18 protein-coding genes and 1 tRNA gene are annotated in these 18,278 nt (G+C 71.8%); 12 read left to right on the forward strand and 7 right to left on the reverse strand.

All coding sequences use genetic code 11. The features are described 5' to 3' along the window. Positions 1-29 precede the first annotated feature (29 nt). Together ACFQLX_RS20820 and aceE are read right to left on the reverse strand one after the other, a co-directional pair. Positions 30-848, reverse strand: a complete 819-nt coding sequence (locus ACFQLX_RS20820; protein WP_386417350.1) for a potassium channel family protein — start codon at positions 846-848, stop codon at positions 30-32. 104 nt (positions 849-952) lie between these two features. Further along, the gene (aceE, locus tag ACFQLX_RS20825; protein ID WP_386417352.1) at positions 953-3,700 is read right to left on the reverse strand and encodes a pyruvate dehydrogenase (acetyl-transferring), homodimeric type; all 2,748 of its coding nucleotides are present in this window, start codon (positions 3,698-3,700) and stop codon (positions 953-955) included. Between the two features lie 396 nt (positions 3,701-4,096). On the opposite strand from aceE, the gene ACFQLX_RS20830 reads away from it, so the two are divergent. The 6 genes from ACFQLX_RS20830 to ACFQLX_RS20855 all read left to right on the forward strand — a co-directional run bounded on the left by ACFQLX_RS20830 (position 4,097) and on the right by ACFQLX_RS20855 (position 8,680). Next, entirely contained in the window at positions 4,097-4,534 is a 438-nt protein-coding gene (locus ACFQLX_RS20830; protein WP_386417353.1) for a DUF3052 domain-containing protein, read from the forward strand. Positions 4,535-4,641: 107 nt separating this feature from the next. Continuing rightward, positions 4,642-5,127 carry a peroxiredoxin gene (locus tag ACFQLX_RS20835; protein WP_386417355.1) on the forward strand — a complete coding sequence of 162 codons (486 nt, stop codon included), beginning with the start codon at positions 4,642-4,644 and terminating at the stop codon, positions 5,125-5,127. A gap of 212 nt (positions 5,128-5,339) precedes the next feature. Next, positions 5,340-5,915 carry a TerD family protein gene (locus tag ACFQLX_RS20840; protein WP_386417357.1) on the forward strand — a complete coding sequence of 192 codons (576 nt, stop codon included), beginning with the start codon at positions 5,340-5,342 and terminating at the stop codon, positions 5,913-5,915. A gap of 116 nt (positions 5,916-6,031) precedes the next feature. Continuing rightward, entirely contained in the window at positions 6,032-6,610 is a 579-nt protein-coding gene (locus tag ACFQLX_RS20845; protein WP_386417359.1) for a TerD family protein, read from the forward strand. A gap of 30 nt (positions 6,611-6,640) precedes the next feature. Next, positions 6,641-7,780 carry a DUF475 domain-containing protein gene (locus ACFQLX_RS20850; RefSeq protein ID WP_386417360.1) on the forward strand — a complete coding sequence of 380 codons (1,140 nt, stop codon included), beginning with the start codon at positions 6,641-6,643 and terminating at the stop codon, positions 7,778-7,780. 150 nt (positions 7,781-7,930) lie between these two features. Beyond that, a complete protein-coding gene (locus ACFQLX_RS20855; protein ID WP_386417361.1) occupies positions 7,931-8,680 on the forward strand; it encodes a TerD family protein in 750 nt (249 codons plus the stop codon). Positions 8,681-8,714: 34 nt separating this feature from the next. Here the strand turns inward: ACFQLX_RS20855 and ACFQLX_RS20860 are convergent, their stop codons facing one another. Beyond that, entirely contained in the window at positions 8,715-9,452 is a 738-nt protein-coding gene (locus ACFQLX_RS20860; RefSeq protein ID WP_386417363.1) for a TerD family protein, read from the reverse strand. A gap of 194 nt (positions 9,453-9,646) precedes the next feature. Between ACFQLX_RS20860 and ACFQLX_RS20865 the strand changes: the two genes are divergently transcribed. The 3 genes from ACFQLX_RS20865 to ACFQLX_RS20875 all read left to right on the forward strand — a co-directional run bounded on the left by ACFQLX_RS20865 (position 9,647) and on the right by ACFQLX_RS20875 (position 14,148). After that, on the forward strand, positions 9,647-10,846 hold the full coding sequence (locus tag ACFQLX_RS20865) for an HpcH/HpaI aldolase/citrate lyase family protein (protein ID WP_386417365.1): 1,200 nt from the start codon (positions 9,647-9,649) through the stop codon (positions 10,844-10,846). 3 nt (positions 10,847-10,849) lie between these two features. Next, positions 10,850-13,327, forward strand: a complete 2,478-nt coding sequence (locus ACFQLX_RS20870; protein WP_386417367.1) for a phosphoribosyltransferase — start codon at positions 10,850-10,852, stop codon at positions 13,325-13,327. Positions 13,328-13,407: 80 nt separating this feature from the next. Beyond that, a complete protein-coding gene (locus ACFQLX_RS20875) occupies positions 13,408-14,148 on the forward strand; it encodes an HAD family hydrolase (RefSeq protein WP_386417415.1) in 741 nt (246 codons plus the stop codon). Between the two features lie 82 nt (positions 14,149-14,230). Here ACFQLX_RS20875 and ACFQLX_RS20880 read toward each other — a convergent pair whose 3' ends face one another. Next, entirely contained in the window at positions 14,231-14,857 is a 627-nt protein-coding gene (locus ACFQLX_RS20880) for a DUF4383 domain-containing protein (protein WP_386417368.1), read from the reverse strand. A gap of 102 nt (positions 14,858-14,959) precedes the next feature. Here ACFQLX_RS20880 and ACFQLX_RS20885 point away from each other — a divergent pair, with 102 nt between their 5' ends. Then, complete coding sequence (locus tag ACFQLX_RS20885) at positions 14,960-15,184, forward strand: FmdB family zinc ribbon protein (protein WP_386417370.1); 225 nt, start codon at positions 14,960-14,962, stop codon at positions 15,182-15,184. Between the two features lie 66 nt (positions 15,185-15,250). Here the strand turns inward: ACFQLX_RS20885 and ACFQLX_RS20890 are convergent, their stop codons facing one another. Next, the gene (locus ACFQLX_RS20890) at positions 15,251-16,555 is read right to left on the reverse strand and encodes a coiled-coil domain-containing protein (protein ID WP_386417372.1); all 1,305 of its coding nucleotides are present in this window, start codon (positions 16,553-16,555) and stop codon (positions 15,251-15,253) included. Between the two features lie 114 nt (positions 16,556-16,669). Here ACFQLX_RS20890 and ACFQLX_RS20895 point away from each other — a divergent pair. Next, positions 16,670-16,741, forward strand: a tRNA-Val gene (locus ACFQLX_RS20895). An 87-nt stretch (positions 16,742-16,828) separates the two neighbouring features. On the opposite strand, the gene ACFQLX_RS20900 is transcribed toward ACFQLX_RS20895, so the two are convergent. Next, positions 16,829-17,062, reverse strand: a complete 234-nt coding sequence (locus ACFQLX_RS20900; RefSeq protein ID WP_386417373.1) for a hypothetical protein — start codon at positions 17,060-17,062, stop codon at positions 16,829-16,831. 37 nt (positions 17,063-17,099) lie between these two features. After that, positions 17,100-17,657, reverse strand: a complete 558-nt coding sequence (locus tag ACFQLX_RS20905) for a YrhB domain-containing protein (RefSeq protein WP_386417375.1) — start codon at positions 17,655-17,657, stop codon at positions 17,100-17,102. Positions 17,658-17,782: 125 nt separating this feature from the next. Here ACFQLX_RS20905 and ACFQLX_RS20910 point away from each other — a divergent pair, with 125 nt between their 5' ends. Then, positions 17,783-18,109: a hypothetical protein gene (locus tag ACFQLX_RS20910; protein ID WP_386417376.1), complete on the forward strand. Its 327-nt coding sequence runs from the start codon at positions 17,783-17,785 to the stop codon at positions 18,107-18,109. Positions 18,110-18,278: the final 169 nt, after the last annotated feature.

Raw genomic sequence — 18,278 nt, forward strand, 5'->3', positions numbered from 1 at the left:
ACATGGATCACGGAGGATCCCGCTCACACCTACGCGGACTCCCGCCCGGACAGCCGTTCGGTCAGCTCACCCACCTGGCCGCGCAGGGCCGCGACCTCCTGGGAGAGGCTCTGGAGCAGTTCCAGCTGGCGGGTCTCCTGCGCGGTGTCGGCCTCGAAACGCGAGATGAACCACGCGGCGATGTTCGCGGTGACCAGACCGATCAGCGCGATACCGGAGATCATCAGGCCCACCGCGATCAGGCGGCCCAGGCCGGTGGTGGGAGAATGATCTCCGTAACCGACAGTAGTCATCGTAGTGAAAGCCCACCAGGCGGCGTCCCCGATGCTGTTGATGTTCGCGCCGGGACGGCCCTTCTCCACCTCCAGTACGGCGAGCGAGCCGACGCACAGCAGTCCCAGCAGCGAGCCTCCGATGTACGTGGTGAGGCGCACCTGCGAGGCGGCGCGCACCCGCCGGCCGGTGAGGAGCACGGCGGAGACCAGCCGCAGCAGCCGCAGCGGCTGGATGAGCGGCAGCAGCACGATGAGCAGGTCGAGCCAGTGCCGCCGCACGAAGCGCCACCGCTCCTGGGCGAGCGCCAGCCGTATCAGGTAGTCGGCGGCGAAGGCGCCCCAGACCAGCCACTCGACGGCCTGGCACAGGGCGGTCGGGTCCGGTGGGAGGTCGTCCACGACGATCGGCAGCGCGTAGGCGGCGGCGAACAGCATGGCGAGCGCGAGGAGGGGCCGGTAGGCGGCCCGCTCCCAGCGCTCGACGCGGGTGGCCAGCTTGACGACCTCCCCGGTGGGCTCCGGCGCGGGCTCGGGGACGCGCTCGGGAGTGGACGGCCCGACGGCGGTGGTCATGGAGATCCCCTACGAAGACGACGACGCGGCGCACCGATGCTAGTCACACCGGTACACCGCGTCGTCCCCTGCGCGGCCCCGCGTCAGCGGCTACGCGTCCGCGGCTACGCGTCGCCGCCCGCCGGACCGGGGTCCGCCGCCGCGACGTCCAGCAGCTGGTAGCGGTCGATCGCCTTCTGCGGGATGCCCCGGTCGATCCTCCCCTCGTTCGCCAGCTCCGTGAGGACCGCCGTGACGATCGACTCGGGGTCGATGTGGAAGTAGCGCCGCGCCGCGCCGCGGGTGTCGGCGAAGCCGAAGCCGTCCGCGCCCAGCGAGGTGTACGTGCCCGGCACCCAGCGCGCGATCTGGTCGGGCACCGACTTCATCCAGTCCGAGACGGCGACCTTCGGCCCCGGCGCGTCCGCGAGCTTGCTCGTGACGTACGGCACGCGCTTGTCCTCGTCGGGGTGCAGGAAGTTGAAGCGGTCGGCGTCGACCGCCTCGCGCCGCAGCTCGTTCCACGAGGTCGCCGACCACACGTCGGCCTTGACGCCCCACTCCTCGGCGAGCATCTCCTGCGCCCGGATCGCCCAGGGCACGGCCACCCCGGAGGCGAGGATCTGCGCCGGGTGCTGGCCGCGGGTGCCGGCCGAGACGCGGTGCAGGCCCTTGAGGATGCCCTCGACGTCCACGCCCTCGGGCTCGGCGGGCTGGACGGTGGGCTCGTTGTAGACGGTGAGGTAGTAGAAGACATCCTCGCCGTGCGGGTGTTCGGGCGAGGAGCCGTACATCCGCTTCAGGCCGTCCTGGACGATGTGCGCGATCTCGTAGCCGTAGGCGGGGTCGTAGGCCATGACCGCCGGGTTGGTGGAGGCCAGCAGCTGCGAGTGGCCGTCCGCGTGCTGCAGCCCCTCGCCGGTCAGGGTGGTGCGGCCCGCGGTGGCGCCGATGACGAAGCCGCGCGAGAGCTGGTCGGCCATCGCCCAGAAGGAGTCGCCGGTGCGCTGGAAGCCGAACATCGAGTAGAAGACGTAGACCGGGATGAGCGCCTCGCCGTGCGTGGCGTACGCGGAGCCGGCGGCGATCAGCGAGGAGGTGCAGCCGGCCTCGGTGATGCCGTCGTGCAGCATCTGCCCGGTCGGGGACTCCTTGTACGACAGCAGCAGCTCGCGGTCGACCGACTCGTACGTCTGGCCGAGCGGGTTGTAGATCTTGGCGCTCGGGAAGAAGGAGTCCATGCCGAAGGTGCGGTACTCGTCGGGCGCGATCGGCACGATGCGGTGGCCGATGCCCTTGTCGCGCATCAGGTCCTTCAGCAGCCGCACGAAGGACATGGTGGTGGCGATCTCCTGGGTGCCCGAGCCCTTCTTGACGCCCGCGTAGACCTTCTCGTCGGGCAGCGGCAGCGGCTTGGCGCGCACCACCCGGCTGGGCACGTAGCCCCCCAGCGCCCGGCGCCGGTCGTGCATGTACTGCAGCTCCTGCGAGTCGCGGCCCGGGTGGTAGTACGGCGGCAGGCCGGACTCCAGGTCCTTGTCCGGGATCGGCAGGTGGAGGCGGTCGCGGAAGCGCTTGAGGTCCTCGACCGTGAGCTTCTTCATCTGGTGGGTGGCGTTGCGGCCCTCGAAGTTCGGCCCCAGCGTCCAGCCCTTGACGGTCTGCGCGAGGATCACGGTGGGCTGGCCCTTGTGCTCCTGCGCCGCCTTGAAGGCCGCGTAGACCTTGCGGTGGTCGTGGCCGCCGCGCCCCAGGTGCAGCAGCTGGTCGTCGCTCATGCCCTCGACCATCTGGCGCAGCCGCTGGTCGTCGCCGAAGAAGTGGTCGCGGATGTACGCGCCGGACTCGGTGGCGTAGGTCTGGAACTGCCCGTCGGGGGTGGTGTTGAGCTTGTTGACCAGCACGCCGTCGCGGTCCTGGGCGAGCAGCGGGTCCCAGGTGCGGTCCCAGATCAGCTTGATGACGTTCCAGCCGGCGCCGCGGAACTGCGACTCCAGCTCCTGGATGATCTTGCCGTTGCCGCGCACCGGGCCGTCGAGGCGCTGCAGGTTGCAGTTGACGACGAAGGTGAGGTTGTCCAGGCCCTCGCGGGCGGCGATGGAGAGCTGGCCCAGCGACTCCGGCTCGTCCATCTCGCCGTCGCCGAGGAAGGCCCAGACCTGCGAGCGGGAGGTGTCGGCGATGCCGCGGGCCTGGATGTAGCGGTTCATCCGGGCCTGGTAGATCGCGCCCATCGGGCCCAGGCCCATGGAGACGGTGGGGAACTCCCAGAAGTCCGGCATCGAGCGCGGGTGGGGGTAACTGGACAGCGAGTGCGGGGCCTTGGACTTCTCCTGGCGGAAGCCGTCGAGGTCGGCCGCGGAGAGGCGGTCGAGCAGGAAGGCGCGGGCGTAGATGCCCGGGGAGGCGTGGCCCTGGATGAAGATCTGGTCGCCGCCGTCGCCGTCGTCCTTGCCCCGGAAGAAGTGGTTGTAGCCCACGTCGTAGAGGGAGGCGGAGGAGGCGAAGGTGGCGATGTGGCCGCCGACCCCGATGCCGGGGCGCTGGGCGCGCGAGACCATCACGGCCGCGTTCCAGCGGGTGGCGTTGAGGATCTTCCGCTCGATCTCCTCGTCACCGGGGAAGAACGGCTCGTCCTTGGTGGCGATGGTGTTGACGTAGTCCGTGCTGCGCATCTCGGGCACGGCGACGCGCTTCTCGCGGGCGCGCTCGATGAGCCGCAGCATCAGGTAGCGGGCGCGCTCGCGCCCCTTCTCGTCGACGGCCGCGTCGAGGGACTCCAGCCACTCCCGGGTCTCCTCCGGGTCGAAGTCGGGGACCTGGCTGGGAAGGCCGCCAATGATGATCGGGTTGCGATCGGATGCGGAAGCCACGCTGTTCCTTCGCTCTTCAGTCGGATGTGCTGCTCAGGTCGTGCTGCCTGCCGGCACCTGTGCTGTTGTGTGCGCGCCTCCCATCGTGTACCGCTGCGGCGCGTACGTCATCTCTACCGGGGGGTAACCAGCGGTCTGCGGCGAATCCGGCCCGCCCCGGTGCACGGGCCCGGGCCCCGCTGCCCCATACTCGGACATGCCCGACCACACTTCGTTTGGGCGGAAGCCGTCGCGGGGTACTTGCGCGATCCGCCCGGCACGTGTGGACTACGCCCATCGCCTCGCGTGTACGCGGGGCAGCGGGCAGTCTTGGAGCGGCACCCCGACCCGGGGGCCCTGAGACGCCGGCAGACCATGAGTAGACGTGAGTATCCGAACCGAAGCAGGAGGCAATCCGTGAGCGCGACCGCGGGCCACGCGGAGACGAACCTGGCCGTACGGCTGGGTTTCCAGACCGGAATGGTGGTCCAGGAGATCGGCTACGACGAGGACACCGACCAGGAGCTCCGCGATCTGATCGAGGAGACCGTCGGTTCCGAGCTGGTTGACGAGGACTACGACGACGTGGCCGATGCCGTGGTGCTCTGGTTCCGCGACGACGACGGCGACCTGACCGACGCACTGGTGGACGCCACCACGTACATCGACGAGGGTGGTTCCGTCCTGCTCCTGACGCCGAAGACCGGCCGGGACGGATACGTCGAGCCGAGCGACATCAACGACGCCGCGACCACGGCGGGTCTGTCGCAGACCAAGAGCATCAACGCGGGCAAGGAGTGGAACGGCAGCAGGCTGCTGACCCCGAAGGCGGCCCGCTCCGGCAGCAAGCGCTGACGGATCCCCCACCGCACCCCTCGCGGGGCCGGTGGGGCGCCTTCGGGTGCCGGAGTCGCCGTCAGGGCCGCTCCGGAGCGGCTTCGGTACGGCCTAGGCTGACGGGCATGGCTGCCCTGACGCCCGGCTCGACCGCGCCCGACTTCACCCTGCGTACCCAGCACGGCAAGGCCGTCCGGCTCTCGGATCACCGAGAGCCGGACGGCCTTGCCGTGCTGCTCGTCTTCTACCCCTTCGCCTTCACGGGCGTGTGCACCGCGGAGCTGCGCGCCCTGCGCGACGTCGAGGAGCGGCTGGCCGGCGGCGGGGCGCGGCTGCTGGCCGTCTCCTGCGACCCGATGCACACCCTGCGGGTCTTCGCCGACCAGGAGGGCATCGACTTCCCGCTGCTGAGCGACTTCTGGCCGCACGGCGAAGTGGCCCGCGCCTACGGCGTGTTCGACGAGGAGAAGGGCTGCGCGGTGCGCGGCACCTTCCTCATCGACGGCGGCGGCACGGTGCGCTGGACGGTCGTCAACTCCCTGCCGGACGCCCGGGACGTCGAGGAGTACGAGCGGGCGCTGGCGGCCCTCGCTCCTAGCAGCCCCCTGTGACAACTCCCTGACATCGCGTCACGTTGTCCACAGGAGCCCCGTTGTCCACAGACCACGGGACGGCAACGGCGGTTGACCGGTACGTTTGAGTCCTGGCCCAGGGGATCAAGCAGCACTGTGCGCGGCGCTGCGGGGCACGGCAGGGGCCGGGGCGCGGGCGGCGCACGCCGCGGACGCGCGGACGTCATTCGGAAAGCATCAGGAGGGGAACTGTGGGAGTCAGCCTCAACAAGGGCGGCAACGTCTCACTTTCGAAGGAGGCGCCGGGTCTCACCGCCGTGGTCGTCGGTCTGGGCTGGGATGCCCGCACGACCACCGGGTCGGACTTCGACCTGGACGCCAGCGCGCTGCTGACCGGCCCCTCGGGCAAGGTCCTCTCGGACGCCCACTTCGTCTTCTTCAACCAGCTCAAGAGCCCCGAGGGCTCCGTGGAGCACACCGGCGACAACCTCACGGGCGAGGGCGAGGGCGACGACGAGGTCATCAAGGTCAACCTGGCGGGGGTGCCGGCCGAGGTCGACAAGATCGTCTTCCCGGTCTCGATCTACGACGCGGAGACCCGCCAGCAGTCCTTCGGCCAGGTCCGCAACGCCTACATACGCGTGGTCAACCAGGCCGACAACAACGAGCTGGCGCGCTACGACCTCAGCGAGGACGCCTCCACGGAAACGGCGATGATCTTCGGCGAGCTCTACCGCCACGGCGCCGAGTGGAAGTTCCGCGCCATCGGCCAGGGCTACGCCGCCGGGCTGCGCGGCATCGCCCAGGACTACGGCGTCAACGTCTGAGCCCCTCGGGGAACCAAGCAGCGCCAGGCGCCGCTCATTGCCCGTTTCGGGCAGTGCGCGGCGCCCCGCACACGCACCACACTAGGACGTCAGGCAACACCGGGGAGGACACAGTCATGGGCGTAACGCTGGCGAAGGGCGGCAACGTCTCCCTTTCGAAGGCCGCTCCGAATCTCACCAAGATCATGGTCGGGCTCGGCTGGGATGCCCGGTCCACCACCGGCGCGGACTTCGACCTGGACGCCAGCGCCCTGCTCTGCGGGAGCAGCGGCCGGGTGCTCGGCGACGAGTTCTTCGTCTTCTACAACAACCTCAAGAGCCCCGAGGGCTCCGTGGAGCACACCGGCGACAACCTCACGGGCGAGGGCGAGGGCGACGACGAGAGTCTCTATGTCGACCTCTCGCTGGTCCCGGCGGTCTGCGAGAAGATCGTCTTTCCGGTCTCCATCCACGACGCCGACGCCCGCGGCCAGAGCTTCGGCCAGGTCAGCAACGCCTTCATCCGCGTGGTCAACCAGGCGGACGGGGCGGAGCTGGCGCGCTACGACCTCAGCGAGGACGCCTCCTCGGAGACGGCGATGATCTTCGGCGAGGTGTACCGCTACCACGGTGAATGGAAGTTCCGGGCAGTGGGGCAGGGGTACGCGTCCGGGCTGCGGGGCATCGCCCTAGACTTCGGAGTCAATGTTGGCTGATTTCGTACACACGATTGGATTGGACGGCTTGTGATCCTGAAAACCTTCGGCTGGTCCTTCGCGGTCACCGCGCTCGGACTGGTGGCTGCGTTCCTTTACGGAGGGTGGGTCGCCTTCGGGCTGGTCGCGATCCTGTCCGTCCTCGAGATCTCGCTCTCCTTCGACAACGCGGTGGTCAACGCCGGCGTGCTGAAGAAGATGAGCGAGTTCTGGCAGAAGATCTTCCTCACCATCGGCATCCTCATCGCCGTGTTCGGCATGCGGCTGGTCTTCCCGGTCGCGATCGTGTCGATCACGGCCAGCCTGAACCCGGTCAAGGCGATCGACCTCGCGCTGAACGACAAGGAGCGCTACGAGGAGCTCGTCACCAACGCGCATCCCTCCATCGCGGCCTTCGGCGGCATGTTCCTGCTGATGATCTTCCTGGAGTTCATCTTCGAGGAGCGCGAGCACACCTGGCTCGGCTTCATCGAGCGCCCGCTCTCGCGCCTGGGCAACATCGACGGCATCTCCGTGTGCCTGGCCCTGATCGCCCTGCTGGGCAGCGCGCTCTTCTTCGCCGGCGACGCCCACCAGTACGGCGGCCACCACGCGGACAAGACCTCCACGGTGCTGCTGGCCGGTGTGGCCGGCCTGATCACCTACCTCGTGGTCGGCGGGCTCTCCGGGCACTTCGAGTCCAAACTCGAAGAGGAGGAGGAGCACGAGCACGAGCTGGAGGAGGAAGCGGCGCGGGCCGGAAAGAAGTTCGAGCCGGTCAAGCTGGTCGGCAAGGCCGCCTTCTTCATGTTCCTCTACCTTGAGGTGCTGGACGCGTCCTTCTCCTTCGACGGCGTCATCGGCGCTTTCGCCGTCAGCAACGACGCGATCGTCATCGCGCTGGGCCTGGGCATCGGCGCCATGTACGTCCGGTCGCTGACGGTCTACCTGGTCCGCAAGGGAACCCTGGACGACTACGTCTACCTGGAGCACGGCGCGCACTACGCGATCGGCGCGCTGGCGGTCCTGCTGCTGGTGACCATCCGCTACGAGGTCCCCGAGATCGTCACCGGCCTGATCGGCGTGGCGCTGATCGCCTGGTCGTTCTGGTCCTCGGTGCAGCGCAACAAGCGGCTGGCCGCCGAGGGCGGCGGCTCGGACGTCAAGTCCGAGGTCTCCTCCGGGGTCTGACGGCGGGCAGAGCGGGAAAGATGGGCCCTGGGGGCGGTGGCTGCCACCGCCCCCAGGGCCTTTTCGATGCTCCGGGCGCCGGGTGGCCGGTCCGCGGGGCGGGTGAGACATGTGGGGCGAAGAGGACGAAGGGGAGGGGACGAAGAGGCGATGGGCTTCTGGGACAGCCTGCTGGGCACCTGGCGGCGCGAGGGCGTGCCCAGCTTCGACAGCGGGGGCACCTCGTACGCGGTGCAGCTGACCAAGCGCAATCCGACGATCTCGCTGACCCGGCAGGGCGCCGACCGGGGCACGATGCGGATCAACCTCTCCTGGCGGATGCGCTCCTCGGACGTGGGCGCGCGCCCGGTCCGCACGGGCAGCCTGCTGCGCCACCCCGGCCGCCTCTTCCGGCCGGAGGTGCCCAGTGCGCAGGGGCAGGCCATGGTCAACGTCGACCTCGACCTGGCGTGCATGTACGAGCTGAAGGACGGCTCGCGCGGCGTCGTGCAGCCGCTGGGCAACTTCTTCGGCGACACCAACAAGGCGCCGTACGTGAAGCTCAGCGGCGACGACCGCTTCGGCTCCGCCTCCGGCGAGACGATCTACGTCAACCTCGACCACCGCGACGAGATCACCCGCCTGCTGGTCTTCGTCTACATCTACGACGGCACCCCGGCCTTCGACCGCACCCACGCCTCGGTCACGCTCTACCCCAGCAACGGCCCCCGCGTGGAGATCACCCTCGACGAGCGTGCGCCGGAGGCCCGTTCCTGCGCGGTGGTGCTGATCGAGAACGTCAAGGGCGAGCTGCGGGTGCGCCGCGAGGTCAAGTACGTCTACGGCTTCCAGTCGGAGCTGGACCGCATGTACGGCTGGGGCCTGCAGTGGGGCCGCGGCTACAAGACCCCGGCCCGCTGAGCCCCGACACCGGCCTCCGGCGCCCGGCCGGGTCTCAGCGGCCGATGAACTGCGGTCCCTGGGGCGGGAGGGTGAAGGCCGGGGGGTAGCCGTAGCCGACCGGGGCCGGGGCCGGATGAGAGGGCGGGGGCGGGGGCTGCTGCGGGGGCGCGGGGTGCGGCTGCGCGGACTGGGGGACGGGCTGGGGCGCGGGCTGCGGGGCCGGGGGCTCCTGGGCCGCCGCTGCCGCCTCCTCGTCGACCGAGATGCCGAAGTCCGTCGCCAGGCCGACCAGCCCCGAGTCGTAGCCCTGGCCCAGCGCGCGAAAGCGCCAGCCGCCCTCGCGGCGGTAGAACTCGCCGCAGATCAGCGCCGTCTCCCGGCCCGTCTCGGGCGTGATGTCGAAGTACGCGAACGGCTCCGCGCCGGGCGCCCCCGCGTCGTACAGCAGCACCCGCAGGTCCGAGACCTGGTCGAAGGTGCCCTGGTCCGAGGAGGCCGCCAGCACCAGCCGCCCCACGTCCGCCGCCTGCGACTCCAGCCGGACCTCGATGGAGTCCGTGAGGCCGTCGGTGCGGCTCTGCTTGGGCAGCTTGCGCACCGTCCCGGAGGGGTGGCGCGGCTGGTTGTAGAAGACGAAGTCGTCGTCGGAGCGCACCCGTCCGTCCGCGCCGAGCAGCAGCACGGAGGCGTCCACGTCCGGCACCGCGGGACCGGGGTGCCAGCGCAGCACGGCCCGTACCGCCGCGGCCCGCAGCGTGAGGTTGGCGCCCTTGGCCATGGCGTGCGTCATGCGAATATCCTGCCCCCTCCCCACCGTCCGGGACAACGCGCCCCCGGAATCCGGACTGTCGTACACGGCACTGATGTGCGACGGTTACGGGGATTTCACGGCCGGGGGGAACGTTTCAGCCAGTGCGCGACGTACTCTTACCGCCCTGCCGTCCGTATCGGCACCAGCACCCACACCAGCGACAGGGGGATCGCATGCGGCATTTCGGACAGTTGGCCCCGGATCTGCGGGACAGCCTCTTCCACCAGGAACCGGCCGAGTTCCACACCGGCTCCCCCGCCCGTACGCTCGCGTGCGCGCTGGGCGCCACCCTCTACACCCCCGCCACCCGCCCCGACCTGGGCGCCGCCATCGCCAAGCAGGCGGCGCGCGGCGTGGTCTCCATGGTGCTGTGCCTGGAGGACGCCATCGCCGACGGGGACGTCCCGGCGGCCGAGGCGAACGTGGTGCGGCATCTGCGCGAGCTGGCGGACCCGGGGCGCGAGGCCGGCGGGGACGGCGGCGCCGGGCTGCCGCTGCTGTTCATACGCACCCGCGACGCCGCCCAGATACCCGACCTCGTCGCGCGGCTGGGCCCGGCGGCACGGCTGCTCTCCGGTTTCGTGCTGCCCAAGTTCACCGAGGACCGCGGCATCCCGTTCCTGGAGTCCCTGGTCGAGGCCGAGGCGGCGAGCGGCCTGCGCTTCTTCGCGATGCCCGTGCTGGAGTCGCCCGAGCTGCTGCACCTGGAGAGCCGCCAGGAGACCCTGGCCGGAATCAAGCGGACGCTGGACAAGTACCGCGAGCGCGTCCTCGCGCTGCGCCTGGGCGTCACCGACTTCTGCTCCGTCTACGGACTGCGCCGCGCCCCCGACATCACCGCCTACGACCTGCAGCTGGTCGCCTCCGTCATCGGCGACGTGGTCAACGCCTTCGGCCGCGCGGACGGCACGGGCTTCACCGTGACCGGCCCGGTGTGGGAGTACTTCCGCCCGCACGAGCGGATGTTCAAGCCGCAGCTGCGCCGCAGCCCCTTCACCGGCGCCACCGAGACCCTGCGCGACCTGCTGATCGCGCACGACATGGACGGCCTGCTGCGCGAGATCGAACTCGACCGCGCCAACGGCCTGCAGGGCAAGAGCTGCATCCACCCCAGCCACGTGCCCCTCGTGCACGCCCTGTCGGTGGTCAGCCTGGAGGAGTTCGGCGACGCCCACGACATCGTGCGGCGGGAGGCCGAGGGCGGCGGCGTGCTGCGCTCGGCGTACACCAACAAGATGAACGAGGCCAAGCCCCACCGCGCCTGGGCCGAGCGGACCCTGCTGCGCGCCGAGGTCTTCGGCGTCGCGCGCGAGGACGTGACGTTCGTGGAGCTGCTGGACGCGGGACTGGCAGGACTGAAGGGAAACCGCTGAACCGTGGTCGTCTGGAACGGGGAATGGGTCACCGAACGGCTGGGCGTGGAGCTGACGGGGCCCCCTGACGACCCCGGCGCCCCCGACGGCGCCCCCGACGGCGCCTCCTACAGAGACGCCGGCGCGCGGGCGGAGCTGCGGGGCCTGCTGGGCCTCGCGCTGCGCCGCAATCCGCGCCGCGCCCACCTGCTGGTCTCCTCGGTGCTGGGCAAGCACGTGCCCGCCCCGCCGGCCGAGGTGTACGGGGCGGGCCTGCGCCTGGGCGCGCTGGTACGGGAGACGCTGGGCGCGGCGGAGTCGGCGCGCGCGGTGGTGCTCGGCTACGCCGAGACCGCCACCGGGCTCGGGCACTGCGCGGCGGACGGCCTGGGGGCGGCGGCGTACCTGCACTCCACGCGCCGCCCGGTGGCGGGCGTGGCGGCGGCGGGCGGCTTCGAGGAGGAGCACAGCCACGCGACCTCGCACCTACTGCTCCCCGAGGACCCGGCGCTGCTGGCCGGGGACGGCCCGCTGGTGCTGGTGGACGACGAGCTGTCCACCGGCCGCACGGTCCGCAACACCGTCGCGGCGCTGCACGCCGTCGCGCCCCGGCAGCGCTACGTGGTCGCCGCGCTGGTGGACATGCGCTCGGCGGCGGACCGCCGGGAGCTGGCGAAGTTCGCGGCGGAGCTGGGCGCGCGGGTGGACGTGGTGGCGCTGGCGGCGGGCGAAGTGCGGCTGCCCGAGGGCGTGTTGGAGCGCGGGCAGGAGCTGGTGGCGGCGCTGGAGGAGGACGGGGCGCCGGAGGAGGACGGGGCCCCGGAGGCTCCCGAAGCCGCCCCCGCCACCCCCCGACGCGTCGACCTGGGCTGGCCCCTCGACCTCCCCGACGGCGCCCGGCACGGCTTCACGCCCCGCCACCGCGCGCGCCTGGAGGCGGCGCTGCCCGCGATGGCCGCCCGGCTGGCGGAGGCGCTGGACGCGGGCGCGCGGCGCGTACTGGTGCTGGGCTCCGAGGAGTTGATGTACGCCCCGCTGCGGCTGGCGGGCGCGCTGCAGGAGGCGGCGCCCGACCTGGAGGTGCGCTTCTCCACCACGACGCGCTCCCCGGTCCTGGCCGTGGACGATCCGGGCTACGCGATCCGCACCCGGCTGGCCTTCCCCGCCCACGACGACCCGGCCGACGGCCCCGGCACCCGGTACGCCTACAACGTCGCCCCCGCGCAGGGCATTTCACCCTTCGACGCCGTCATCGCCGTGGTCGACTCCGCCGGGGACACCCCCGCGCTGGACGGCCTCCTCGCCCGACTCACCGCCCGTACCCCGCAGGTGCTCCTCGCCGTGATCCCCTCGTACACGCCCCTCCCCCGCCCCCTGCGCGGCCCGGACTTCGGCAGCTACGCCCCCGAGGACGTCGGCTGGCTGCTGAAGGACCTCTCCGGCGTGGCGCTGGAGGCGCCCACCGAGGAGCGCGAGGAGGCCGTGCAGCGCGGCGGGGCGCACTACGCCGAGTCGCTGCCGGTGGAGTACCAGCCCAGCGCCGACTACCAGGCGCTCTTCCAGCAGGCCCTCACCACCTCCGCCCGCCGCGTCGCGCACGCGGTCGCGGTCGTCACCGAGACGGTGCTGCGCGAGCGCTCGCCCCGCCCCGTCCTGGTCTCCCTCGCCCGCGCCGGCACCCCGGTCGGCGTGCTGATGCGCCGCTGGGCGCGCCAGGCGCACGATCTGGACCTGCCGCACTACGCCGTCTCCATCGTGCGGGGCCGGGGCATCGACCCCACGGCGATGCGCTGGCTGGCCGAGCACCACGACCCGGCCGACGTGGTCTTCGTCGACGGCTGGACGGGCAAGGGCGCCATCACGCGCGAACTGGCCGAGGCGCTCGACCGGTTGCCGGGCCGCCCCGCCTTCGACCCGCGCATGGCGGTCCTCGCCGACCCGGGCCGCTGCGTGGACACGTACGGCACCCGGGAGGACTTCCTCATCCCCTCCGCCTGCCTCAACTCCACCGTCTCCGGGCTGGTCTCGCGCACCGTGCTGCGGGAGGGGCTGATCGGGCCGGGGGACTTCCACGGCGCGAAGTTCTACCGCGAACTGGCCGGCGCGGACGTCTCGGAGGCGTTCCTGGACACCGTCGCCGGGCACTTCGGCGGCCTCGGGACCGTGGCGCCGATGCCCGACTCCCCCGGGCGCGCGCCCGACTGGAGCGGCTGGCGGGCCGTGGAGCGCGTCAGCGAGGCCTACGGCATCCACAACGTGAACCTCGTCAAGCCCGGCGTCGGCGAGACGACCCGGGTGCTGCTGCGCCGCGTCCCCTGGCGGATCCTCGCGCGGCGCGGCGCGGGCAGCGACCTCGACCATGTCCGGCTGCTCGCACAGCAGCGCGGCGTCCCCGTCGAAGAGTGCGACGACGCGGACCTGCCGTACACCTGTGTGGGCCTCATCCACCCGCAGTACACGCGCGGCGCCACCGGCGCCGACGGGAAGGCGATCACTCCTTGAACTCCGCGAGCCGTACGGGGCCGTCCGTACTCGTCGCCAGCGACCTCGACCGCACGCTGATCTACTCGCCCGCCGCGCTGATGCTGACGATGCCGGACGTCCGGGCCCCGCGGCTGCTGTGCGTGGAGGTGCACGAGGGCCGGCCGCTGTCGTTCCTGACGGAGACGGCCGCCGCCCACCTCGCCGCCCTCGCCGCGCGCTCGGTCTTCGTCCCGACCACCACGCGCACCCGCAAGCAGTACCGCCGCATCCACCTCCCCGGCCCGCCCGCGCCGTACGCGATCTGCGCCAACGGCGGCCACCTCCTGGTCGACGGCGAGAGCGACCGGGACTGGCAGGGCGCGGTGGCCCGGCGGCTGGCCGAGCAGTGCGCGCCGCTGGCGGAGGTCCTCGCGCATCTGGAGCGCACCGCCCACCCGGACTGGACGCGCAAGCTGCGCACCGCGGAGGAGCTGTTCGCGTACGTCGTGACGGAGCGGGCCCTCGTACCGGAGCTGTGGCTGAAGGAGCTGTCCGACTGGGCCGGGCAGCGCGGCTGGTCGCTCTCCGCGCAGGGCTCGAAGGTCTACCTGGTGCCGCGCCCGCTCACCAAGAGCGCGGCGGTGGCGGAGGTCGTACGCCGCGCCGGCACGGAGGTGGTGCTGACGGCCGGCGACTCGCTGCTGGACGCCGACCTGCTGCTGGCCGGCGACCACGGCTGGCGCCCCGGGCACGGCGAGCTCGCCGACCAGGGCTGGACGGCGCCGCAGGTCACGGCGCTGGGCGAGCGGGGCGTCCTGGCCGGGGAGCTGATCCTGGCGGAGCTGCTGCGGCGGGTGTGACGAGGCGCGGGTACGGCGGCGGGGCGGGCGGGTTGTGAAACCGCCCGCCCCGCCGTACCCGCGCCTCGCACCCGGGTGCGCCTCAGGCCGTCCGCAGCCCGCTCTTTCCCCTGTCGCCGGGCTTCCCGGCGTTGCGGGTCTGCCAGTACGGGTTGTCGTGCGGGAGTTTGCTGCTCACCCGGCCGTACATCCCCGACGTCACCAGGAACAGCCCCAGGATGAAGCTGAAGATGACGTTCGACATCGTGAAGGCGAGGAAGTTCGCCTCGGTGTCCAGCAGCGCCAGGTTGACGAAGCCGCTGAGGATGAACAGCCAGCCCACCAGCATGTTCAGTGACGAGGCGAAGTTCCCGCCGCGCCAGGCCCCGTAGAGCAGGACCGGCCCGACGATCACGGAGAGGAGCCCGAGCAGGCCGTTGGTGCTCAGGCCCATCAGCTCCTCCCCCTCGCGGGCGGCGAACCCGACCTGGTCGACCAGCGCGAGGATGCCGAAGACCAGCAGCCAGACCCCGGCGAGGCCGGCGCCGATGCGGTAGACGAGGCTCAGCCTGTGGTCGACGGGCAGATGCTCGTCGAGGAAGGTGTGCTTGCTCAGGCCGATGTTGACGCCGCGCTCGTGCAGCGCGCCGCGGGCACCTTCCTGCTTGTGGGTCGGTTCGTTCGCCAGCGGGTGCGGGGGCGCGTCCGCCAGGTAGTCCTGGGTGGCCATGGTGACCTCCTCGGGGTAGGGACCCTCCGTCCAGGATCCTCCCGGGGTGCGAAGGGGGGCAAGTCCTCGCGGTGACGGACAGTGACCGACTACCCTGTGCGCATGCCTCGCTATGAGTACCGCTGCCGTCCCTGCGACACCACCTTCGAGCTCAGCCGCCCCATGGCGGAGTCCGCCGCCCCCGCCTCCTGCCCCCAGGGCCACGACGACACGGTCAAGCTGCTGTCGACGGTGGCGGTGGCGGGGGGCTCCGCGCCGTCCGCCTCCGCCGCGCCGGCCGCGCCGACCGGGGGCGGGGGGTGCTGCGGGGGCGGCTGCTGCGGGTAGCCGCGGCTGTGCTTACGGGCTTTACGGGGCTTTGCGGGGTTTTACGGGCAGGGCTCTCGTACGGGCTCAGTGCCCGGTGCTCAGCCCCTCGCGGATGGCCTGCACGACGCGGGCGGCCGTGTCCCGTACGGCCTCCAGCTCCATCAGGAAGTGCCAGTAGTCGGGGTGGCGCCCGCCGAGGTCCTCCACCGCGCGGTCCAGCCGGGCCATCGCCTCGTCGAGCGGGCGGGCGTGGCGGGGGTCGGGGGTGCTGCGCCCGGCCATGGCGAGGCGCTGCGCGTCGCGTACGGCGAAGCGGGTGCGGTCCACCTCGCCCCGGTGGCTCGCCTGGACCTCGTTGAGCCGCCGCAGCCGCTCCTGCGCGGCGGTGATCGCCTCGTCGGTCTGGTTGAGCAGCGCCCGCGCGGTCGCCAGCAGCGCCGTGGCATCGGCCCAGCGCTGCTCGGCGCGGGCCCCGGCTGCCTCCCGGATCCTCCCCTCCGCCTCGGCGACGGCCCGCGCGGCCTGCTCGGGCACCGGCTGCAGGTCCTCCCAGCAGGCCATGGCGAAACGCCGGCGCAGCTCGCTGAGCACGGGCGCGGTGCGTTCGGCGCGGGTGGCGAGGGCCTGCGCGCGGGTGCGCAGCGTGCCGAGCCGCCGATCGATCTCCTCGGCCCGGCGCGGCAGCTGCTCGGCCTGGGCGCGCAACTCCTCGGCGGTGCGCTGCAGTTCGACGGCGCGGTGGACGGTGGCCTGCACGCCGTGGACGCCGGCGCCCTCGTTGAGCCTGGTCAGCTCGGGTGCCAGGCGCGCCAGCCGGGCGGCGAGGTCGTCGGCCCGGTAGCCCTTGTCCCGTACGGCGTCCAGGGCGTTGCCGGCGGCCAGCAGGGCCTGGCGGGCGCGCTCGACGGCGGGGGCGAGGCGGGCGAGCTGGGTCTCGGCCTGCTGGAGGATGGACCCGAGCCCGTGCGCGAAGTGATCGAGGTCGGCGCGCACCCGCTCCAGCTTGTTGGTGGCCTGCTGCAACTCCTGGCGCGCCCGGTCGGCCGCGGCGGCCGTCAGATCGTCGCGGTCGAGGTCGTGGGCGTCGACGGCGGCGATGTAGGCGGCGCTGGCCTCGTCGATCCGCCGCCCGAGCTCGGCGAAGTCCCCGACCGCCGTGCGGGCGGCGGGCGAGTCGTCGACGGCGGCGATGGTCTCGATGGAGATGCGCAGGTCACGCTGGGTGCTGTCGAGCTCGTAGAAGGCATTGGCGGCGGCGTCCTTGGCCGCCTGCGCCCCACTGCGTCCGCTGTCGCCCCGCCCGCTCCCCCAACCCCACCGCCGGGCGCTGTGCGCCGTCACGCGACCTCCAGTACTCGCCCACCTGCCGCCGTCCACCGGCAGCTGCATTGTCCCACTGGAGGAGGACGAACACAGGCCCGAAATAGTTCGCACCCAAGCCCACCCGCCTCCGAACGGATTTGCAGCCCCACCCCGAGGGCAAGGTAAGGTGACGACTCACCCGGACGCGTAGCTCAGCGGTAGAGCGCCGCCCTTACAAGGCGGATGTCGGCGGTTCGAAACCGTCCGCGTCCACAACGCCGGATACGACGAAGGCCCAGGTCAGTGGGGAGATCCCCGCAGATCTGGGCCTTGTGCGTTCCCGGTGCTTCGGGTGGGGCCCTACGCGGCGCCGGTGTCGTCCGCGTCCGGAGCGGCGACGGTCTTGTCCATGGGGCCGCTGTGGAGGGCGTTCTCCGTCGGGTACAACCATGGGCTGTGATCACCGGCCTGGAGCCGGTCGAGCGCGATCAGCGCGTCCGCCGCGGTCTTGCAGCGCGGGTTCCGGACGGCGAAGGCGGCGACGCGGGCGCGCTGAGTGGGCAGCCCAGCCCTCCCCGAAGAGGCGGATGACACCGATCTCTTCGACGCCGCACCCGACCGCCCGGGGCTCTCATCCGCCGGATGCCGGGCGGATGGTCTCCACCCCGAACACCGGGTCGACGGGTTCGACGAGTTGATCCACGGCGACAGCCAGAAGACGGGGAGCAACGGCGCCGGCCTGCAGGCCCTTCACGTACGCGAGGGCCTCGGCGGGTGAGAGCGCCGGCAGCTTCTGGCGCAGGGTGCGTACGGAGTGGGGGCGGCCGTGGAGGGCGACGGCTTCGTGCAGTTCGTCGTGCAGGTCGTCCAGTGGGGTGCGGATCCTCTCCCCGCGGATGCGTACTCGGTAGTCCGCCTCCCACTCGCCGCCGCGTGCCGAGAGGACACCGATCCGGTGCAGTCCCCCGTCGACGCGGTCCACGAGATAGGGGCCGTTGCCGATCAGCATGGTGCTGGGGTTGCGGGTGCGCAGATACTCCTCGGACTGATATCTCACGATCCACACCAGCTCGTGCTCCTCGGCCGCCACCACGGTCGTGCGTATCCGGTCCGGCCCCGGATACGCGCTCCGGTACGTGTGGTCCAGCTCTTCCTCGACCATGCGCATCGCGGTCTCTCGCTCGATCATGTGGGCAGACTGCCCTACGCACTCCGGGGCGGTCGGCGATTTTCGTGTCCGCGAAGAGCGTCGCGCGCGACCGGGTGCCTTGCGTCACCATGGGGAGACGTGCTGACCGCGACAGGAGAGGGCCCATGGCGAAACGTGTGCTGCTGCTCGGACGGACCCTGGATGTCGTCGACGAGGCGGGGTTGCAGGTGCCCGGCGTCGACGTCCTGGTGGGGACGGGGGTGGCGGATGTGCGGGACGCCTTCGCCGAGGGGGCGGTGGACCACGTCGTCATGGGGGCGGGGCTGCCGCTGGACGCGCGGCTCGATGTCGTGCGGGAGATCTTCGAGGCGAGCGGGACCACGACCGTCCATCTGAAGGACTCCGCCTCCGGTCCGGAGGGTTTCCTGCCGTTCGTACGGGCGGTGCTGGACGGTCTGGAGGAGTGGCCGCCGGAGGTGGCGACCTCCTAGGCGGGTCGCGAGGGCACGTCACTGCTTCTCCGGGTACTCCACGCCCTCCTGCACCCCGTTGCCTCGGGGAGCCCCATGGTCGGAGAGGGGAGGGGCGGCGGGCCAGAGCGTAAATAAGGCACGTGACCGAAATGCGTGTGGTCCTCCGTGCACGGCCCGGCACCGACTG

It is taken from the genome of Streptomyces polyrhachis (assembly GCF_042663125.1).
Taxonomy (GTDB): Bacteria; Actinomycetota; Actinomycetes; order Streptomycetales; family Streptomycetaceae; genus Streptomyces; species Streptomyces polyrhachii.